The organism is Pseudomonas sp. LJDD11, from assembly GCF_024584215.1.
Lineage (GTDB): Bacteria > Pseudomonadota > Gammaproteobacteria > Pseudomonadales > Pseudomonadaceae > Aquipseudomonas.
In genome coordinates, this window is the sequence record NZ_JANJFL010000011.1 from 140,772 (window position 1) to 156,080 (window position 15,309).

The 15,309-nt window shown below is 61.0% G+C and carries 12 protein-coding genes; 9 read left to right on the forward strand and 3 right to left on the reverse strand.

Annotated elements, in window-relative coordinates; translation table 11 throughout:
- Window positions 1–116: 116 nt before the first annotated feature.
- Window positions 117–2,762 carry a bifunctional diguanylate cyclase/phosphodiesterase gene (locus NRB16_RS14810; protein ID WP_257106409.1) on the forward strand — a complete coding sequence of 882 codons (2,646 nt, stop codon included), beginning with the start codon at window positions 117–119 and terminating at the stop codon, window positions 2,760–2,762.
- A gap of 110 nt (window positions 2,763–2,872) precedes the next feature.
- A complete protein-coding gene (gene msrA / locus NRB16_RS14815) occupies window positions 2,873–3,520 on the forward strand; it encodes a peptide-methionine (S)-S-oxide reductase MsrA (RefSeq protein WP_045486695.1) in 648 nt (215 codons plus the stop codon).
- A 129-nt stretch (window positions 3,521–3,649) separates the two neighbouring features.
- Here the strand turns inward: msrA and NRB16_RS14820 are convergent, their stop codons facing one another.
- Window positions 3,650–4,489, reverse strand: a complete 840-nt coding sequence (locus NRB16_RS14820) for a 23S rRNA (adenine(2030)-N(6))-methyltransferase RlmJ (RefSeq protein ID WP_257106410.1) — start codon at window positions 4,487–4,489, stop codon at window positions 3,650–3,652.
- Window positions 4,490–4,755: 266 nt separating this feature from the next.
- On the opposite strand from NRB16_RS14820, the gene NRB16_RS14825 reads away from it, so the two are divergent.
- Window positions 4,756–5,016, forward strand: a complete 261-nt coding sequence (locus NRB16_RS14825; RefSeq protein ID WP_045486692.1) for a hypothetical protein — start codon at window positions 4,756–4,758, stop codon at window positions 5,014–5,016.
- A gap of 46 nt (window positions 5,017–5,062) precedes the next feature.
- Here NRB16_RS14825 and NRB16_RS14830 read toward each other — a convergent pair whose 3' ends face one another.
- Both NRB16_RS14830 and NRB16_RS14835 read right to left on the reverse strand, forming a co-directional pair.
- Window positions 5,063–6,166 (reverse strand): GlxA family transcriptional regulator, encoded by a 1,104-nt coding sequence (locus NRB16_RS14830; RefSeq protein ID WP_045486690.1) that lies wholly within the window; start codon window positions 6,164–6,166, stop codon window positions 5,063–5,065.
- Between the two features lie 451 nt (window positions 6,167–6,617).
- Window positions 6,618–7,994, reverse strand: a complete 1,377-nt coding sequence (locus tag NRB16_RS14835) for an L-serine ammonia-lyase (protein ID WP_045486687.1) — start codon at window positions 7,992–7,994, stop codon at window positions 6,618–6,620.
- Between the two features lie 484 nt (window positions 7,995–8,478).
- Here NRB16_RS14835 and NRB16_RS14840 point away from each other — a divergent pair, with 484 nt between their 5' ends.
- From NRB16_RS14840 to NRB16_RS14865, 6 genes are all read left to right on the forward strand, one after another.
- Window positions 8,479–9,426, forward strand: a complete 948-nt coding sequence (locus NRB16_RS14840) for a choline ABC transporter substrate-binding protein (protein ID WP_045486684.1) — start codon at window positions 8,479–8,481, stop codon at window positions 9,424–9,426.
- Window positions 9,427–9,547: 121 nt separating this feature from the next.
- Window positions 9,548–10,396 carry a choline ABC transporter permease subunit gene (gene choW, locus NRB16_RS14845; protein ID WP_173426713.1) on the forward strand — a complete coding sequence of 283 codons (849 nt, stop codon included), beginning with the start codon at window positions 9,548–9,550 and terminating at the stop codon, window positions 10,394–10,396.
- The gene (gene choV / locus NRB16_RS14850; protein WP_045486681.1) at window positions 10,393–11,571 is read left to right on the forward strand and encodes a choline ABC transporter ATP-binding protein; all 1,179 of its coding nucleotides are present in this window, start codon (window positions 10,393–10,395) and stop codon (window positions 11,569–11,571) included. Before choW ends, choV begins: the two co-directional genes overlap by 4 nt.
- 195 nt (window positions 11,572–11,766) lie before the next feature.
- On the forward strand, window positions 11,767–12,363 hold the full coding sequence (gene betI, locus NRB16_RS14855; protein WP_045486679.1) for a transcriptional regulator BetI: 597 nt from the start codon (window positions 11,767–11,769) through the stop codon (window positions 12,361–12,363).
- A 174-nt stretch (window positions 12,364–12,537) separates the two neighbouring features.
- Entirely contained in the window at window positions 12,538–13,980 is a 1,443-nt protein-coding gene (locus NRB16_RS14860) for a TldD/PmbA family protein (protein WP_253114388.1), read from the forward strand.
- Window positions 13,980–15,305: a TldD/PmbA family protein gene (locus NRB16_RS14865; protein ID WP_257106411.1), complete on the forward strand. Its 1,326-nt coding sequence runs from the start codon at window positions 13,980–13,982 to the stop codon at window positions 15,303–15,305. The genes NRB16_RS14860 and NRB16_RS14865 overlap by 1 nt, the downstream gene beginning before the upstream one ends.
- Window positions 15,306–15,309 lie beyond the last annotated feature (4 nt).

Genomic DNA, 15,309 nt, shown 5'->3' on the forward strand with positions numbered 1-15,309 from the left:
AGCACTAAGCCACCGCGCTCTCTTGTAAGGCAGTGCTGCATCATGCAACCTTGCCGGGCGCGAAAGTTATCAGGGCCAATGCCCGCGCGACCAGAATTCGGAAAGCGAGTTTGTTCATGAAAAGCCAGCCCGATGCTGCCGCCAGAACGGCAGCCGAGGTAGTGACGCAATTGCCGGTGCCTTCGCGCCTGGGCATGCTGCGTTTCGAACGGCTGAATGAAGCCAGTTGGGCGCTGCTATATCTTGATCCGAACTGTGAACAAGCATTCGGCATGCCAGCAGTGGAGCTGTGCTCACTGATCAGTTCTCCTTTCGCCAGCCTGATGGAGCCGGAGGCACGTTATCGGCTGCACGATGATCTGCAGCAGCAACTGACCCGGGCATCGCATTATCTGATCCGCTACACCTTGCACACGGTCAATGGCCCGCTGGGGCTACTGGAGATGGGCGAGGCATTCAAACAGCACAACCGCCAACTGTTGCGCGGCTATTTTGTGGTCATCGACGGGCCTGCATTCAACGCTGATGACAGCGATCCGGCAGGCAGTCATGTCAATCCGCTCAGCCCGTTTGCCCAACTGCAGCGCGCACGCGCCCAGCAGGAACTGATCCTGCGGCTGGCCCGTCATCGCTACTCGGGTAATTCGGTGCAGGAAGCGGCGCAACTGATTACCCAGACGGCCTGCGAGATCTACGATGTCGCCGGTGCCAGTATCTGGAATCTGGAAGGCCAGACGCTGGTGCCCGTCACTGAATACGTGCGCGAGAGCGGCGAGCACCGCCAGCCATCGCCCATCGATATCAGCAACTCACCGGCCTACCACGAGGCGCTGCTCAACAGTCGCGCCATCGATGCCAGCAACACCCGCGAAGACCCGCGCACGCTGGAGCTGGCCAGCAGCCTTGAGCCACGCGATGTGCGCGCCCTGCTCGATGCCAGCATCCGCCTGGACGGGCAACTGGTCGGCGTACTGTGCCTGGAGCAGACCGGTGCAACGCGCCAGTGGCTTACGGATGAGGTGGCCTTTGCCGGCGAACTGGCTGACCAGTTTGCGCTGGTCATCAACAACCACAACCGACGTACCGCCACCAGCGCCCTGCATCTGTTCCAGAGAGCGGTGGAACAGAGCGCCAATGCTTTTCTGCTGGTCAACTGCGACGGCGTAGTGGAATACGTCAACCCCAGCTTTACCGCCATCACTCAATACGCCGCCGAAGAAGTCCATGGTCACAAGCTCGCCGAGCTTCCTGCTCTGGAAAACCTCGGCAGCCTGTTCGATGCCCACTCAAGCCTGGCCAACAACAATAGCTGGCAAGGTGAGTTCAAAAGCCGGCGCAAAAATCTGGAGCCCTACTGGGGGCAGTTGTCAATTTCCAAGGTATACGGCGACAATCGCGAGCTGACCCATTACATCGGCATCTACGAAGACATCACCCAGAGCAAGCTGGCCCAGCAGCGCATCGAGCGCCTGGCCTACACCGACAACCTGACCAGCCTGGGCAATCGCCCGGCGTTCATTCGTCATCTGGACGAGCGCTTCGCCCGTGACAGCGACACGCCGATGAGCCTGCTGCTGGTAGACATCGACAACTTCAAGCGCATCAACGACAGCCTTGGCCACCAGACCGGTGACAAACTGTTGATCAGCCTGGCCCGACGCCTGCGCAATACCCTGAGCCCAGTCGATGTACTGGCCCGCTTTGCCAGTAACGAATTTGCCGTACTGCTCGACCAGACCGGCCCGGAGGCCGGACAAAGCATCGCTCACCAAGTGTTGATGACCCTCGACAAGCCGTTGTTCGTCGACAATCAGTTGATCAGCGTTACCGGCTCTGTGGGCCTGGCCTGTGCGCCGCTCCACGGTCGTGATCCGCAGACCCTGATGCGTAATGCCGGGCTGGCGCTGCACAAAGCCAAGGCCAATGGCAAACATCAGGTCCAGGTGTTTACCGAAGCCCTGAATGCCGAAGCCAGCTACAAGCTGTTCGTCGAGAACAACCTGCGCCGGGCCTTGAGCCAGAGCGAGCTGGAAGTGTTCTACCAGCCCAAACTGTGTCTGCTGACCGGCCGCCTCACCGGCCTGGAGGCCCTGCTGCGCTGGAACCACCCGGAAAAGGGCATGATCCGCCCGGATCAGTTCATCAGTGTCGCCGAAGAGACCGGCCTGATCATTCCGATCGGCAAATGGGTGGTGCGCGAGTCGTGCCGGATGAGCAAAGCCCTGACGGCCGCCGGCTTCGGCCCGCTGCAAGTGGCGATCAACGTCTCTCCCAAACAGTTCTCCGATCCCGAGCTGGTGTCCTCGATTGCCAATATCCTCAAGGAAGAGGCACTCGACCCGTCGCTGCTGGAACTTGAACTCACCGAAGGTCTGCTGCTCGAAGCCACCGAAGACACCCGACAGCAACTGGACATGCTCAAGCGCCTGGGCCTGTCACTGGCCATGGACGACTTCGGTACCGGTTATTCGTCGCTGAGCTACCTCAAGAAATTCCCCATTGACGTGCTCAAGATCGACCGCAGCTTCATCCGCGATATTCCGGATGATGAAGGCGACATGGAGATCACTTCAGCGGTAATCGCCATGGCTCACAACCTCAAGCTCAAAGTGGTTGCCGAAGGTATCGAAACCGCAGCCCAACTGGCGTTCCTGCGCCGTCATCGTTGCGACATCGGCCAGGGTTACCTGTTCGACAAGCCGATTTGCGGCGACGATCTGATCGAACGGTTGCACCGTTACCCGCACAAGCCGCTGCTCTGAGGCCCCTTCCCTGTCCCAGACCTCTGGGGCAAACTGTATGTCCGTTTTTTACAGTGTATGGCGCAGCCGCTGTTTACGTGCGCCAGCCTGCCTATTCAGAGGACTTGCTCATGACCCTGCGCTCGGAAATCCTGGTAAACAAGAACGTCTTGCCTACCGCCGAACAAGCCCTGCCGGGCCGCGATAGCCATATCCAGCTCCCCGAGAAGCATTTCGTCCATGATACGCCGCTGCTCGGCCCGTTCTTCGAAGAGGTCGAGTTCGCGATCTTTGGCCTGGGCTGTTTCTGGGGCGCAGAGCGGCGCTTCTGGCAGACCCCGGGAGTGGTCAGCACCGTGGTGGGTTACGCCGGCGGCTTCACCCCCAACCCGACTTACGAAGAAGTCTGCTCAGGCCTGACCGGGCATACCGAAATCGTCCTGGTCGTCTATGAGCCGGCGAAGGTCAGCTATGAGGCCCTGCTGAAGATGTTCTGGGAACTGCATAACCCGACCCAAGGCATGCGTCAGGGCAATGACATTGGCACCCAGTACCGCTCGGTCATCTACTGCACCAAACCCGAACAACTGCAGCAAGCCCTGGACAGCAAAGCGCGTTACCAGACCGAGCTGACCAAGGCTGGCCTGGGTGAAATCACCACCGAAATCGCCGAGGCGCCGACCCTGTACTTCGCCGAAGGCTACCACCAGCAGTACCTGGCGAAGAACCCGCAGGGCTATTGCGGGATTGGCGGCACCGGGGTGTGCCTGCCAGCCTAAGCTTGCAGCAGGAGCGACGCAGGAGATCGCCCGTCGCCTTGGCGTCGCGCTGTCGCGCAGCAAACACGGGCCCGTAGGACCGGCTTTAGCCGGGAAGCCTTCCCGGCCAAAGCGGATCGCCGGCCGGTCCTACTCCGCGATCAACCAATCCATTTTCCAGCCGCCCTGGGTCTGGCCCAGCTTTTCGGCCAGGTAGGGCAGCAACTCGCGCAGCTCTTCTTCAAGCCCCCACGGCGGGTTGGCGATGGCCAGCCCGGAGCCGTTGAGGCTGGCCTGGGTTTCCAGGGGGTGGACGTAGAGTTCCACGCGCAGCAGCTTGGGCGCGCCGGTTTCAGCCAGGTCCTGATAAAAACGCTTGAGCTGGCGCGGGTCCTTGATCGGGTACCAGATGGTCGCAACGGTCTGGCGCATGCGCCCGATGGCCTCCTTGAGCGCTACGCTGCAGCGTTTGAGTTCATCGAGTTGCTCGAACGGCGGGTCGATGAGCATCACCGCGCGCTTTTCCTGCACCGGCAGCAACGCACGCGGCACGTGCCAGCCTTCGCCCAGATGCACCGCCACGCGGCGGTCGAACTTCATGTTGTCTTTAAGCAGCGCACCGTCATCGGGGTGCTTTTCATTAAGCAATACGCGGTCCTGCTCACGGCTCAGGCGCCGGGCCAGCTCAGGGGAGCCTGGGTAGTAGCGCAGTTCGCCGGTCTTGCGGTTCATGTGCCGCAATACATCCATATAACCGGCCGCGGCCGCAGGCAGGTCAGTGGCCTCCCACAAGCGGCCGATGCCTTCGACCCACTCACCGGTGCGGGTCGCTTCATCGCCCTGCAGGTCATACAGACCGATCCCGGCATGGGTGTCGATGTAGGCGAACGGCTGCTCCTTGCGCGACATCAGCGCAATCAGCCGAGTGAGGACAATGTGTTTCAAGACGTCGGCATGGTTGCCGGCATGGAAGGCGTGACGATAATTCATGGCAGCTCCTGGAAGGCCGCCCAGTTTACACCAGACATGAAAAACCCCGGTAAAGCCGTCACAAAACCGGGGACCGAACGTGACATCGGGTGACCAAGCCCTTGTAGAGTACACGTCGAAGGATTTCAGTCTGCTCTGGCTGCTGAAACAGGAGTTAGCCGAAAACGACCTGTTCTTAGGTAATCCTGCCATCACCTCTACAAGCCCTTGCCCAGGCTGTGAAGGCCTACCAGAATCAGTTACCACCCTGTCGAAGGAACAACGCCATGATGCACGCAGACCTGATTGACCAGGACGACCTGATCGGCAAACTCAGGGCGCTGGGCTTTGAAACGCCCTCAGGTGCGACCCCGGAGCAGGCCTGTGCCCAGGCAGTGCGCGGCCTTACCGATGACCGCGCGATCGCGTTGCGCAAACTGGTTGAAAGCATGCTGGCCGGCAGTGCGACCATCCTGCCGGCGGTGCGCCAGGCCATTGATCAACAGTTGCTGCCGGCGCTGGTGGCCTACAAACAAACCCACGCCTGACTAACCGACATCGCCCCCGGTTGCCTGACACAACCGGGGGCGATTGTCAGATACGCACGCTGGCGAAGGTCGACTCGTTGCGCGCCTGGTTGAGCGCCGACATCGGCCCGGACAGCGGCGCCAGTACCATGGCCTGCGGGATCGGCAGCATGGAAACCTGCTGGGCAGTGTTGGAACCTACCCGCTCATCGCGTGGCGGAATGCCGAAGTACTCGCGATAGCACTTGGAAAAGTGCGGCGTCGAGACAAACCCGCACACCGAAGCCACTTCGATGATCGACATCGGCGTCTGCTTGAGCAGTTGCCGGGCACGGATCAGGCGCAGCTTGAGGTAGTAGCGTGATGGCGAACAGTGCAGGTACTTCTGGAACAGCCGCTCCAGTTGCCGGCGCGACACCGACACGTACACCGCCAGCTCGTCAAGGTCGATAGGCTCTTCGAGGTTGGCCTCCATCAGCGCGACGATTTCCTGCAATTTGGGCTGGTTGGTGCCGAGCATGTGCTTGAGCGGCACGCGTTGGTGGTCCTGCTCGTTACGGATGCGTTCGTAGACGAACATTTCCGAGATCGCCGCCGACAGCTCGCGACCGTGATCACGGCTGATCAGGTGCAGCATCATGTCCAGCGGCGCGGTGCCACCGGAGCTGGTGAAGCGGTTCCGGTCCAGGGTGAACAAGCGGGTGCTCATGGTCACCCGCGGGAAAGCCTCCTGCATCGCGGCCAGACATTCCCAGTGCACGCTGCAATCGAAGCCATCGAGCAGGCCGGCGCAAGCCAGCGCCCAGCTGCCGGTACACACCGCACCCAAACGCCGCGACTGACGGGCCTGGGATTGCAGCCAGCTGACGTGCTCACGGGTTACGGTGCGCTGGATGCCGACACCGCCGCAGACGATCACGGTATCGAGGGCCGGTGCCTTGTGCATCGCCGCGTCGGGAGTGATCTGCAAACCGTCGCTGGCCCAGACCTGGCTGCCATCAAGGCTCAGGGTGGTCCAGCGATACAGCTCGCGACCCGACAGCTGGTTGGCCATGCGCAGCGGCTCGACCGCCGACGCGAGGGAAATAAGCGTGAAATTATCGAGCAACAAAAAGCCGATGGACTGTGGAGCGCGGTTCTGGGGGGCTGCCCCGGCATTGAACGAAGTCATCACGGAATCTCCTCGCACTTGAGCGGTAGGTGGCCTCACTGGAGGCTCTCATTCTTATTGCCCTACGCATTGCAGGGCTGTACCAAATGCATCGCAATTCCCATGCCTGAATTTGTCTGTGAACGACAAAAAACCCAAAAGCGACGTCGCTAAGCGTAACCACGACAGCGACCTGCATATTCAAATGCGACAGGCTCGCAAATCACTTGGAACCACTGAGCAATTCGGTAGCACTCGGACAAGGCAAGAAACAGTGGGGCTTTGACAAGTGTCACTACCCGCACACTCTGGAAGGTCTTTTTGCGCTGAAACAAGGCGTCATTGCGCCGCCCTGAGCCAAAAGTGAGCAGAGCCGGCGCGCCGCTTATGCGTCGGGGCTCAAGCCCCTCCTACGGCCCTGCGCAGGAGCGGACTCATCCGTGAAACAGGCCCCGATCGATCGAAGCTGCGGTTAACACTCGACGGCACTGACCGCCAGGCCGCCGCGCGAGGTCTCTTTGTATTTGTCGTGCATGTCCGCGCCGGTGTCACGCATGGTGCGGATCACCCGATCCAGAGAGATAAAGTGCTCGCCGTCACCGCGCAGCGCCATCTGTGCGGCATTGATGGCCTTTACCGCAGCGATGGCATTGCGCTCGATGCATGGCACCTGCACCAGACCGCCGACCGGATCACAGGTCAGGCCCAGGTTGTGCTCCAGGCCGATTTCTGCGGCGTTGCACAGTTGCTCAGGTGTGGCGCCCAACACATCGGCAAGCCCCGCCGCCGCCATGGCACAGGCCGAACCGACCTCGCCCTGGCAGCCGACTTCGGCACCGGAGATCGAGGCGTTCTTTTTACACAGGATGCCCACGGCCGCCGCACCGAGGAAGTAATCCACCACATTGCTCTGATTGACGTCCGGGCTGAACTTGACGAAGTAATGCAGCACCGCCGGGATAATCCCGGCCGCGCCGTTGGTCGGTGCGGTGACCATCCGCCCACCGGCGGCGTTCTCCTCGTTGACCGCCAGGGCGAACAGATTGACCCACTCCATGGCGTTGAGGGTCGAGCCGATCACATTGGGCTTGCCCAGCTCCTGCAGACTCTTGTGCAGCTTTGCCGCCCGGCGGCGCACATTGAGCCCGCCGGGCAGAATGCCGTCGTGCTTGAGGCCGTTATCCACGCACTCTTGCATGGCGGCCCACAGCTTCATGATCCCGGCGCGAATTTCAGCCTCACTGCGCCAGACTTTTTCATTGGCCATCATCAGCTCGGACACCCGCAGACCGTGCTGGCGGCACAACTGCAGCAGTTCCCGGGCACTGGAAAATTCGTAGGGCTGCTCGGTGCGATCACCGTCCATCTCGCCGCTGTCGGCCTGAACCTGGTCGACCACGAAACCGCCACCGATGGAGTAGTAGGTGTCCTGATAGATCTCGCCGCCCCGGCCTTCGGCAATCAGGGTCATGGCGTTGGGGTGAAACGGCAGGTTCTCGTCGAGCAGCAGCATGTCCCGCGACCACACGAACGAGATCGGCAGGCGGCTATCGAGCATCAGCGTATCGGTGCTTTTCAGGGTGTCGATGGCCGGGCCGATCATTGCCGGATCGATAGCATCCGGCCACTGGCCCATCAGGCCGAGAATCACCGCATTATCACTGCCGTGGCCGACGCCGGTGGCTGACAACGAACCGTACAGGCGCACTTCGATGCGTTCGATGCTCTCCAGCTTGCCGCTGTCACGCAAACCCTGGACGAACAGCGCGGCGGCGCGCATCGGCCCTACTGTATGTGAACTGGAAGGTCCCACGCCGATCTTGAACAGGTCAAACACGCTGATTGCCATTGTCGCCAAGCTCCATCATCAGGTCTTTATTAGCGCCGGGGCGCTTTTATGGGCGTAGCTGCTACGCTGGATCTGTTGCCGATTTGGCGTACACCAGCCACTGCAGTTCGCTGTTATGGCCAAATCATCAGCCTTTTCAGCCATTGCACGCCGTCCCACACCGACGCACTCATGCTCAGCAACGCCGCCACCTGAAAGCCCCGCAATAGAGCTTAAAAACCGAGGCTGTCAGGCGCTTTCAGGTATCCGCAAGAGGCCCGGACAACGCCAAAGAAACTGGAAACGACGTCGCACACACTGGATGCGACCCCTCCCGCACTGGTTACGACGCCCCCTGTAGGCGTTTGTTTTTTGCTGGTAGATGATCGACCCGACTCGATCGCAAGGCACCGTGATGGGCTTTCTCAAGAAGCCTGCGCCCAAAGAAGCCACGTCATCCCCGCAGACGGGACGACGATGAGAAAAAGATCACAGGAGCTCCCCCATGAAAGGTTCAACGTCGTTGCTGTTGGTCGCCACCCTCGGTTTGCCGATGCTGGCCCACGCTGCAGAACCCCAGGCATGTCATACCGTCAACTTCTCCGACGTCGGCTGGACCGACATCACGGTGACCACCGCCGTCACCAGTGAGGTGCTTGAAGCACTCGGCTACAAGACCAAGACCACCATGATCTCGGTGCCGGTGACCTACAAGTCGCTGGCCGAAGGCAAGAACATGGACGTGTTCCTCGGCAACTGGATGCCGACCATGGAAAACGACATCAAGGCCTACCGCGAAGCCGGCACAGTCGAAACCGTCCGGGCCAACCTGGAAAACGCCAAATACACCCTCGCGGTGCCGCAATCGCTGTATGACAAGGGCCTCAAAGACTTCTCCGACATCGTCAAATTCAAAGACGAACTGGGCGGCAAGATCTATGGCATCGAACCGGGCAACGATGGCAACCGCCTGATCCAGAGCATGATCGACAAGAATGCCTTCGGCCTGAAAGACGCCGGTTTCAAGGTGGTCGAGTCAAGCGAGGCCGGCATGCTGTCGCAGGTCGACCGCTCCAACCGCAGAGGCGGCGACGTGGTGTTCCTCGGCTGGGAACCACACCCGATGAACACCCGCTTCAAGATTCAGTACCTGACCGGCGGCGACGATTTCTTTGGCCCCAACTTTGGCCAGGCAACCATCTATACCAACACGCGCAAGGGCTACACGGAGCAATGCAGCAACGTGGGCCAATTGCTCAAGAATCTATCGTTCACGCTGGACATGGAGAGCACCCTGATGGGTAAGGTGCTGGACGAGAAGATAAAACCTGACGCGGCCGCCAGGCAGTGGCTGAAAGCCAACCCGCAGGTGCTCGACACCTGGCTGTCCGGCGTTACCACCGTCGACGGCAAACCGGGTCTGGAAGCCGCCCGGGCCAAGCTGACCCAGTAGTACCCAGAGCACAGGCTCTCCGGGCCTGCCGCATTCAATCTTCACGTAAAGGTGCTTCTGAAAATCCCTGGCAGTGGCAACGCCGGTCATTTTCAAAGGCACCCGCAAGCGGACACCCGATATCATGTTGACCGATCACAAGCTCCCCCTGGGCGAGTATATTTCCGCCTTTGTCGACTGGCTGATTCGCCATGGCGCCAACTACTTCGACGCCATTGCCTACAGCCTTGAAATGATGATCCACGGCCTGACGTTCTCCCTGGCCTGGTTCAACCCTTACGTACTGATCGGCCTGATCGCCGCCCTGACCCACTTCATCCAGCGCAAGTGGGGCCTGACCGTCTTCGTGATTCTGTCGTTCCTGCTGATCCTCAACCTGCACTATTGGCAAGAAACTCTGGAAACCCTCGCCCAGGTGCTGTTCGCCACCCTGGTGTGCGTGATCATCGGCGTGCCGCTGGGCATCATTGCCGCGCACAAGCCCTGGTTCTACACCTGCATCCGACCGATTCTCGACCTGATGCAGACCGTGCCAACCTTCGTCTATCTGATCCCGACCCTGACCCTGTTCGGCCTGGGCGTGGTACCCGGTCTGATCTCTACGGTGGTGTTTGCGATTGCCGCACCGGTGCGCCTGACTTATCTGGGGATTCGCGACGTCCCTCAGGAACTGCTCGACGCCGGCAAGGCCTTCGGCTCTTCGCGTCGCCAGTTGCTGACCCGTATCGAACTGCCCTATGCCATGCCGAGCATCGCCGCCGGTATCACCCAATGCATCATGCTGTCGCTGTCGATGGTGGTGATCGCCGCCCTGGTGGGCGCCGACGGTTTGGGCAAACCTGTGGTCAACGCACTGAACACTGCCGATATCGCGGTTGGCTTCGAAGCCGGCCTTGCGATCGTATTGCTGGCCATCATGCTCGATCGTATCTGCAAACAGCCTGAAGCCAAGGTGGGAGCCGACGCATGAGCATCATCAAATTCGAAAACGTGGACGTTATTTTCAACAAGGACCCACGTGCCGCACTCAAGCTGCTGGACCAGGGCAAGACGCGCGGCGAAATCCTCCAGGAGCTGGGTCAGATCGTCGGCGTCGAAAAGGCCAACCTGGATATCAACAAGGGCGAGATCTGCGTCTTGATGGGCCTGTCCGGCTCGGGCAAATCCAGCCTGCTGCGCTGCATCAATGGCCTGAACACGGTCAGCCGCGGCTCGCTGCTGGTGGAGCACGAAGGCTCGAAAATCGACATTGCCAACTGCACCGAAGCCGAGTTGAAGATGATGCGCACCAAGCGTATCGCCATGGTGTTCCAGAAGTTTGCCCTGATGCCCTGGCTGACTGTGCGCGAGAACATCAGCTTCGGCCTGGAAATGCAGGGACGACCGGAAAAGGAGCGGCGCAAACTGGTCGATGAGAAACTCGAACTGGTGGGCCTGACCCAATGGCGCAACAAGAAGCCCGATGAGTTGTCTGGCGGCATGCAGCAACGTGTCGGCCTGGCCCGTGCACTGGCAATGGACGCCGACATTCTGTTGATGGACGAACCCTTCTCGGCCCTCGACCCGTTGATTCGCCAGGGCCTGCAGGATGAACTGCTGAGCCTGCAAAGCAAGCTGAGCAAAACCATTGTCTTCGTCAGCCACGACCTGGACGAAGCGCTGAAACTGGGCAGCCGCATCGCCATCATGAAAGACGGGCGGATCATCCAGTACAGCGTGCCGGAAGAAATCGTCCTCAACCCGGCCGACGAATATGTGCGCAATTTCGTTGCCCACACCAACCCGCTCAACGTGCTGTGCGGGCGCAGCCTGATGCGCACCCTGGACAACTGCAAGCGGATCAATGGCTCGGTATGCCTGGATCCAGGTGGCGATTCCTGGATTGATCTGGCCGAAGGCAATGTGATCAAAGGCGTACGTCAGGGCGCCGCACCGATTTCGGTACAGAACTGGCAGCCTGGTCAGAACGTCGCGGACCTGCAGCGTATCCCGACCCTGGTGGACTCCAACATCGGCATGCGTGACGCGCTGCAGATTCGTTACCAGACCGGCAACAAGCTGGTCCTGCAGGACGGTAACCGGGTGGTGGGGATTCTCGGCGACACCGAGCTGTATCACGCCTTGCTGGGCAAAAACCACGGCTGATGCCCACCTGCCCTGTGCACCGTGCGCAGGGCATAACAGCTGAGAATGAGTTGCAAATAGCCTGAAATCAGCCGCGAATTCCTCGGAGTTCGCGGCTTTTTTCATATCCCTACTGTTTTTAATGATTTATCGACCGGAGAAAAATAACTAGACTGCGGGGCCGTTTCGTCACTGTGAACCAGGAGACCCCGCCCCATGCCCAAGGTCGGTATGCAACCCATCCGTCGCCAACAACTGATCCAGGCCACATTGGCCGCGATTGATCAGGTCGGCATGGGCGACGCCAGCATCGCCTTGATCGCGCGTCTGGCCGGTGTCTCCAACGGCATCATCAGCCACTATTTCAAAGACAAGAATGGCCTGATCGAGGCCACCATGCGCCATCTGATGAACGCTCTGAGCGCCAACACGGCGGCGCGTCGCCAGGCCCTTGTCGACGATAGCCCCAGAGCACACCTGCGGGTCATTGTTGAAGGCAACTTCGACGTCAGCCAAGTCAATGGCCCGGCGATGAAAACCTGGCTGGCGTTCTGGGCCACCAGCATGCACCACACCTCGCTGCATCGCCTGCAACGCATCAACGACCATCGTCTGTACTCCAATCTGTGCTGGCAGTTCCGCCGTGCCCTGCCTGTCGATCAGGCACGCAGCGCCGCCCGCGGCCTGGCAGCCCTGATCGATGGCCTGTGGCTGCGCGGCGCGCTGTCGGGTGATGGGTTCGATACCGAGCAGGCGCAGCGCATCGCGTTCGAGTATCTGGATATGCAACTGGCCAAGGCAGCGACTGCCTGAAGGAGCGCTCGGGCGGCGATCCGTCGGGCGGCGATCAGTTTTAGCAGCGAAGCTTCGCAGCTAAAGCTGCTCCTACAGGGCCCCGTGTTTGCTGCGCGCAGGCTCGCCTCTGCCAATGAGGCGGGTTAATCTGGCCATATAGAAGCAAAACGCCTTTAACGGAGCCTGCGCCGCATGTTCGACTTCCACGCCATCCTCAAGCAGCGCTTCGCGGCGTTGCGCAGTGAAGCGTCGTTCTTTTCCGTTCGCCACGTACGGCGTACCCATCAATACCTTTCGGTACGCCGCAACGTCGCCCAGCCGTTGTCGCTGGGTCAGGACGAGGGGGCAATGATTACCGTACGCCTGGCGGGCGTGGAAACCTACGCGGCAACCCACGACCTGTCACAACAGGGTTTGCAGGCGGCGCTGGAGCGCGCCGAAGCGCTGGCCCGCCAGTTGGCGCCGCATGCGCTGCTCGACCTCAGCGCACAACCGGTCTCCAGTGCCCAGGCCGATTACCTGTCGCCACATCTGGACCAGGCGTTTCCCGCGCTGGGCGACGCCCTGCAACTGCTGCTCGACGAATCGGCCAGCGTGCCCAAAGACCAGCGTCTGGTCGACTGGCGAGCCAGTCTGGGCCTGGAAACCCTGGAGCAGATCTACCTCAACAGCGCCGGCGCGCAGTTGCGTCAGGCCCAGCGCTTTGTTTATCCAGGCCTGAGCGTCACTGCATGGGACGGCCACGACAGCCAGACCCGCAGCCTGGGCGGCAGCAACTTCGGCCAGCAGGGCGGCGCCGAAATCATCCAGCGTTGCGGCTTGCCCGGCGCAGCCCCACGGGTAGCCGACCAAGCCTTGCAACTGGTGCTGGCGCCCAATACCCCCAGTGGTGCACGGGACCTGCTACTGATGCCCGACCAGATGATTCTGCAGATCCACGAATCGATCGGTCATCCGCTGGAACTGGACCGCATCCTCGGTGATGAGCGTAATTACGCTGGCACCAGCTTCGTCAAGGCATCAGATTTCGGCACCCTGCAGTATGGCTCCAGCCTGCTCAACGTGACCTTTGACCCGGAGATACCCGAACAACTGGCCAGCTACAGCCATGACGACGACGGCACACCGGCCAGCAAGCACTACCTGATTCGCAACGGTCTGCTGGAGCGGCCACTGGGCGGCGCCTTGTCGCAACAGCGCAGTGGCCTGCCGGGGGTGGCCAACAGCCGCGCCTGTAACTGGAACCGCGCGCCCATCGATCGTATGGCCAACCTGAATATCGAGCCAGGCGATCAGTCGCTGGACAGCCTGATCGGCGGTATCGAACACGGCATCCTGATGTCCAACAACCGCTCCTGGTCCATCGACGATGCTCGCAACAAATTCCAGTTCGGCTGCGAATGGGGACAACTGATCGAAAACGGCCAGCTCAAGGGCGTGGTCAAGAACCCCAACTACCGGGCCGTGTCCGCACAGTTTTGGCGCAATCTCAGTGCGGTGGGCGACGCCAGTACCTTCGAGGTGCTGGGCACGCCCAATTGCGGCAAGGGCGAACCCAATCAGGTGGTGCGGGTTGGTCATGCTTCACCGGCCTGCGTATTCAGTGATGTAGATGTATTCGGAGGAGACGCCTGATGGACCGCCAAGCACAATTCGAAGCCCTGGTGGCCGTGCTCAAGGCCGGTTGCGAGAGCGCTGAGCAGTTCACCCTGAGCTATGACGCCGAGGCGTCGGACTTCATCCGTTTCAATCACGGCCAGGTGCGTCAGGCCGGGCACGTGCAACAGGCCAGCGTCAGCCTCAAACTGATCCACGACGGTCGCCATGCCGACCTCAGCCTGACCCTGGCTGACGACCCGACAGAGGACCGTCTGCGTCTGGAACAGGCGCTGCGCCAGTTGCGCGAAACCTTGCCACTGCTACCTGTCGACCCGTACCTGCTGCCCAATACCGAAGCCTGGAGTACCGAGAGCTGGCAAACCACGCCATTGCCAGAGAGCAGCAGCGTAGTGGCGCAGATCAGCGAAATGGCCCGTGGCCTGGATCTGGTCGGCATCTATGCCGCCGGCCCCATCTACCGCGGCTTTGCCAGTTCCTGGGGCGCCCTGGGCTGGCATCAGGCCAACAGCTTCAACTTCGACTGGAGCCTGTTCCATGCCAACGGCCAGGCGGTAAAAGCCAACTATGCAGGGCTGCATTGGGACAACGCAGCCTTCGTCCGCCAGTTCGAACAGGCTCGCGAGCAATTGCAGTATCTGGGCCTGCCGGCAATCACCTTGGCGCCCGGACAATACCGCGCCTATCTGGCGCCCGCCGCATTGGACGAAATCATGAGCATGCTGGCCTGGGGTGGCTTCTCGGCACAAGCCATCGCCAGCAAACAAAGCCCGCTGCAACGCCTGTACGACGGCGAGGCGCACCTCAGCCCGCTGGTGAGCCTGAATGAGCACGTCAGCGGCTCGCTGTCGCCAGCGTTCTCCGGCGAAGGCTACCCGCGCCGCGACCTGGGCCTGATCAGCGCCGGCCAGGCCGGCGAGCGCCTGGTGGACTCCAGTAGCGCCGCCGAATACCAATTGCCTGCCAACGGCGCCAACGGCGGCGAATGGCCCAGCGCGCTGAGCATGGCGGCTGGCGAGTTGGCCCAGGAAGATATCCTTCAGCAGCTCGGCACCGGCCTGTACATCGGCAACCTCTGGTACCTGAACTTCTCCGACCAGCCCGCTGCGCGCATGACCGGCATGACCCGCTTCGCAACCTTCTGGGTCGAGGACGGTCGGATCAGTGCACCGGTCAATACCATGCGCTTCGACGACAGCGCCTACAGCATGCTGGGCGATCAGCTAGAAGCCCTGACCCGGGAACGCGAGCTGATTCTGTCGACCAGCACCTATGAGCAGCGCCAGACATCCTCGACCCGCTTGCCCGGCGCCTTGATCAAACGCCTGACCCTGACGCTGTAAGGAG

Coding starts and splice junctions, on each gene's coding strand:
- NRB16_RS14860 (WP_253114388.1), top strand. CDS start 12,538: ATGTTCGACTTCCACGCCATCCTCAAGCAGCGCTTCGCGGCGTTGCGC.
- NRB16_RS14830 (WP_045486690.1), bottom strand. CDS start 6,166: ATGACTTCGTTCAATGCCGGGGCAGCCCCCCAGAACCGCGCTCCACAG.
- NRB16_RS14865 (WP_257106411.1), top strand. CDS start 13,980: ATGGACCGCCAAGCACAATTCGAAGCCCTGGTGGCCGTGCTCAAGGCC.
- msrA (WP_045486695.1), top strand. CDS start 2,873: ATGACCCTGCGCTCGGAAATCCTGGTAAACAAGAACGTCTTGCCTACC.
- NRB16_RS14840 (WP_045486684.1), top strand. CDS start 8,479: ATGAAAGGTTCAACGTCGTTGCTGTTGGTCGCCACCCTCGGTTTGCCG.
- betI (WP_045486679.1), top strand. CDS start 11,767: ATGCCCAAGGTCGGTATGCAACCCATCCGTCGCCAACAACTGATCCAG.
- NRB16_RS14835 (WP_045486687.1), bottom strand. CDS start 7,994: ATGGCAATCAGCGTGTTTGACCTGTTCAAGATCGGCGTGGGACCTTCC.
- NRB16_RS14825 (WP_045486692.1), top strand. CDS start 4,756: ATGATGCACGCAGACCTGATTGACCAGGACGACCTGATCGGCAAACTC.
- NRB16_RS14810 (WP_257106409.1), top strand. CDS start 117: ATGAAAAGCCAGCCCGATGCTGCCGCCAGAACGGCAGCCGAGGTAGTG.
- choV (WP_045486681.1), top strand. CDS start 10,393: ATGAGCATCATCAAATTCGAAAACGTGGACGTTATTTTCAACAAGGAC.
- NRB16_RS14820 (WP_257106410.1), bottom strand. CDS start 4,489: ATGAATTATCGTCACGCCTTCCATGCCGGCAACCATGCCGACGTCTTG.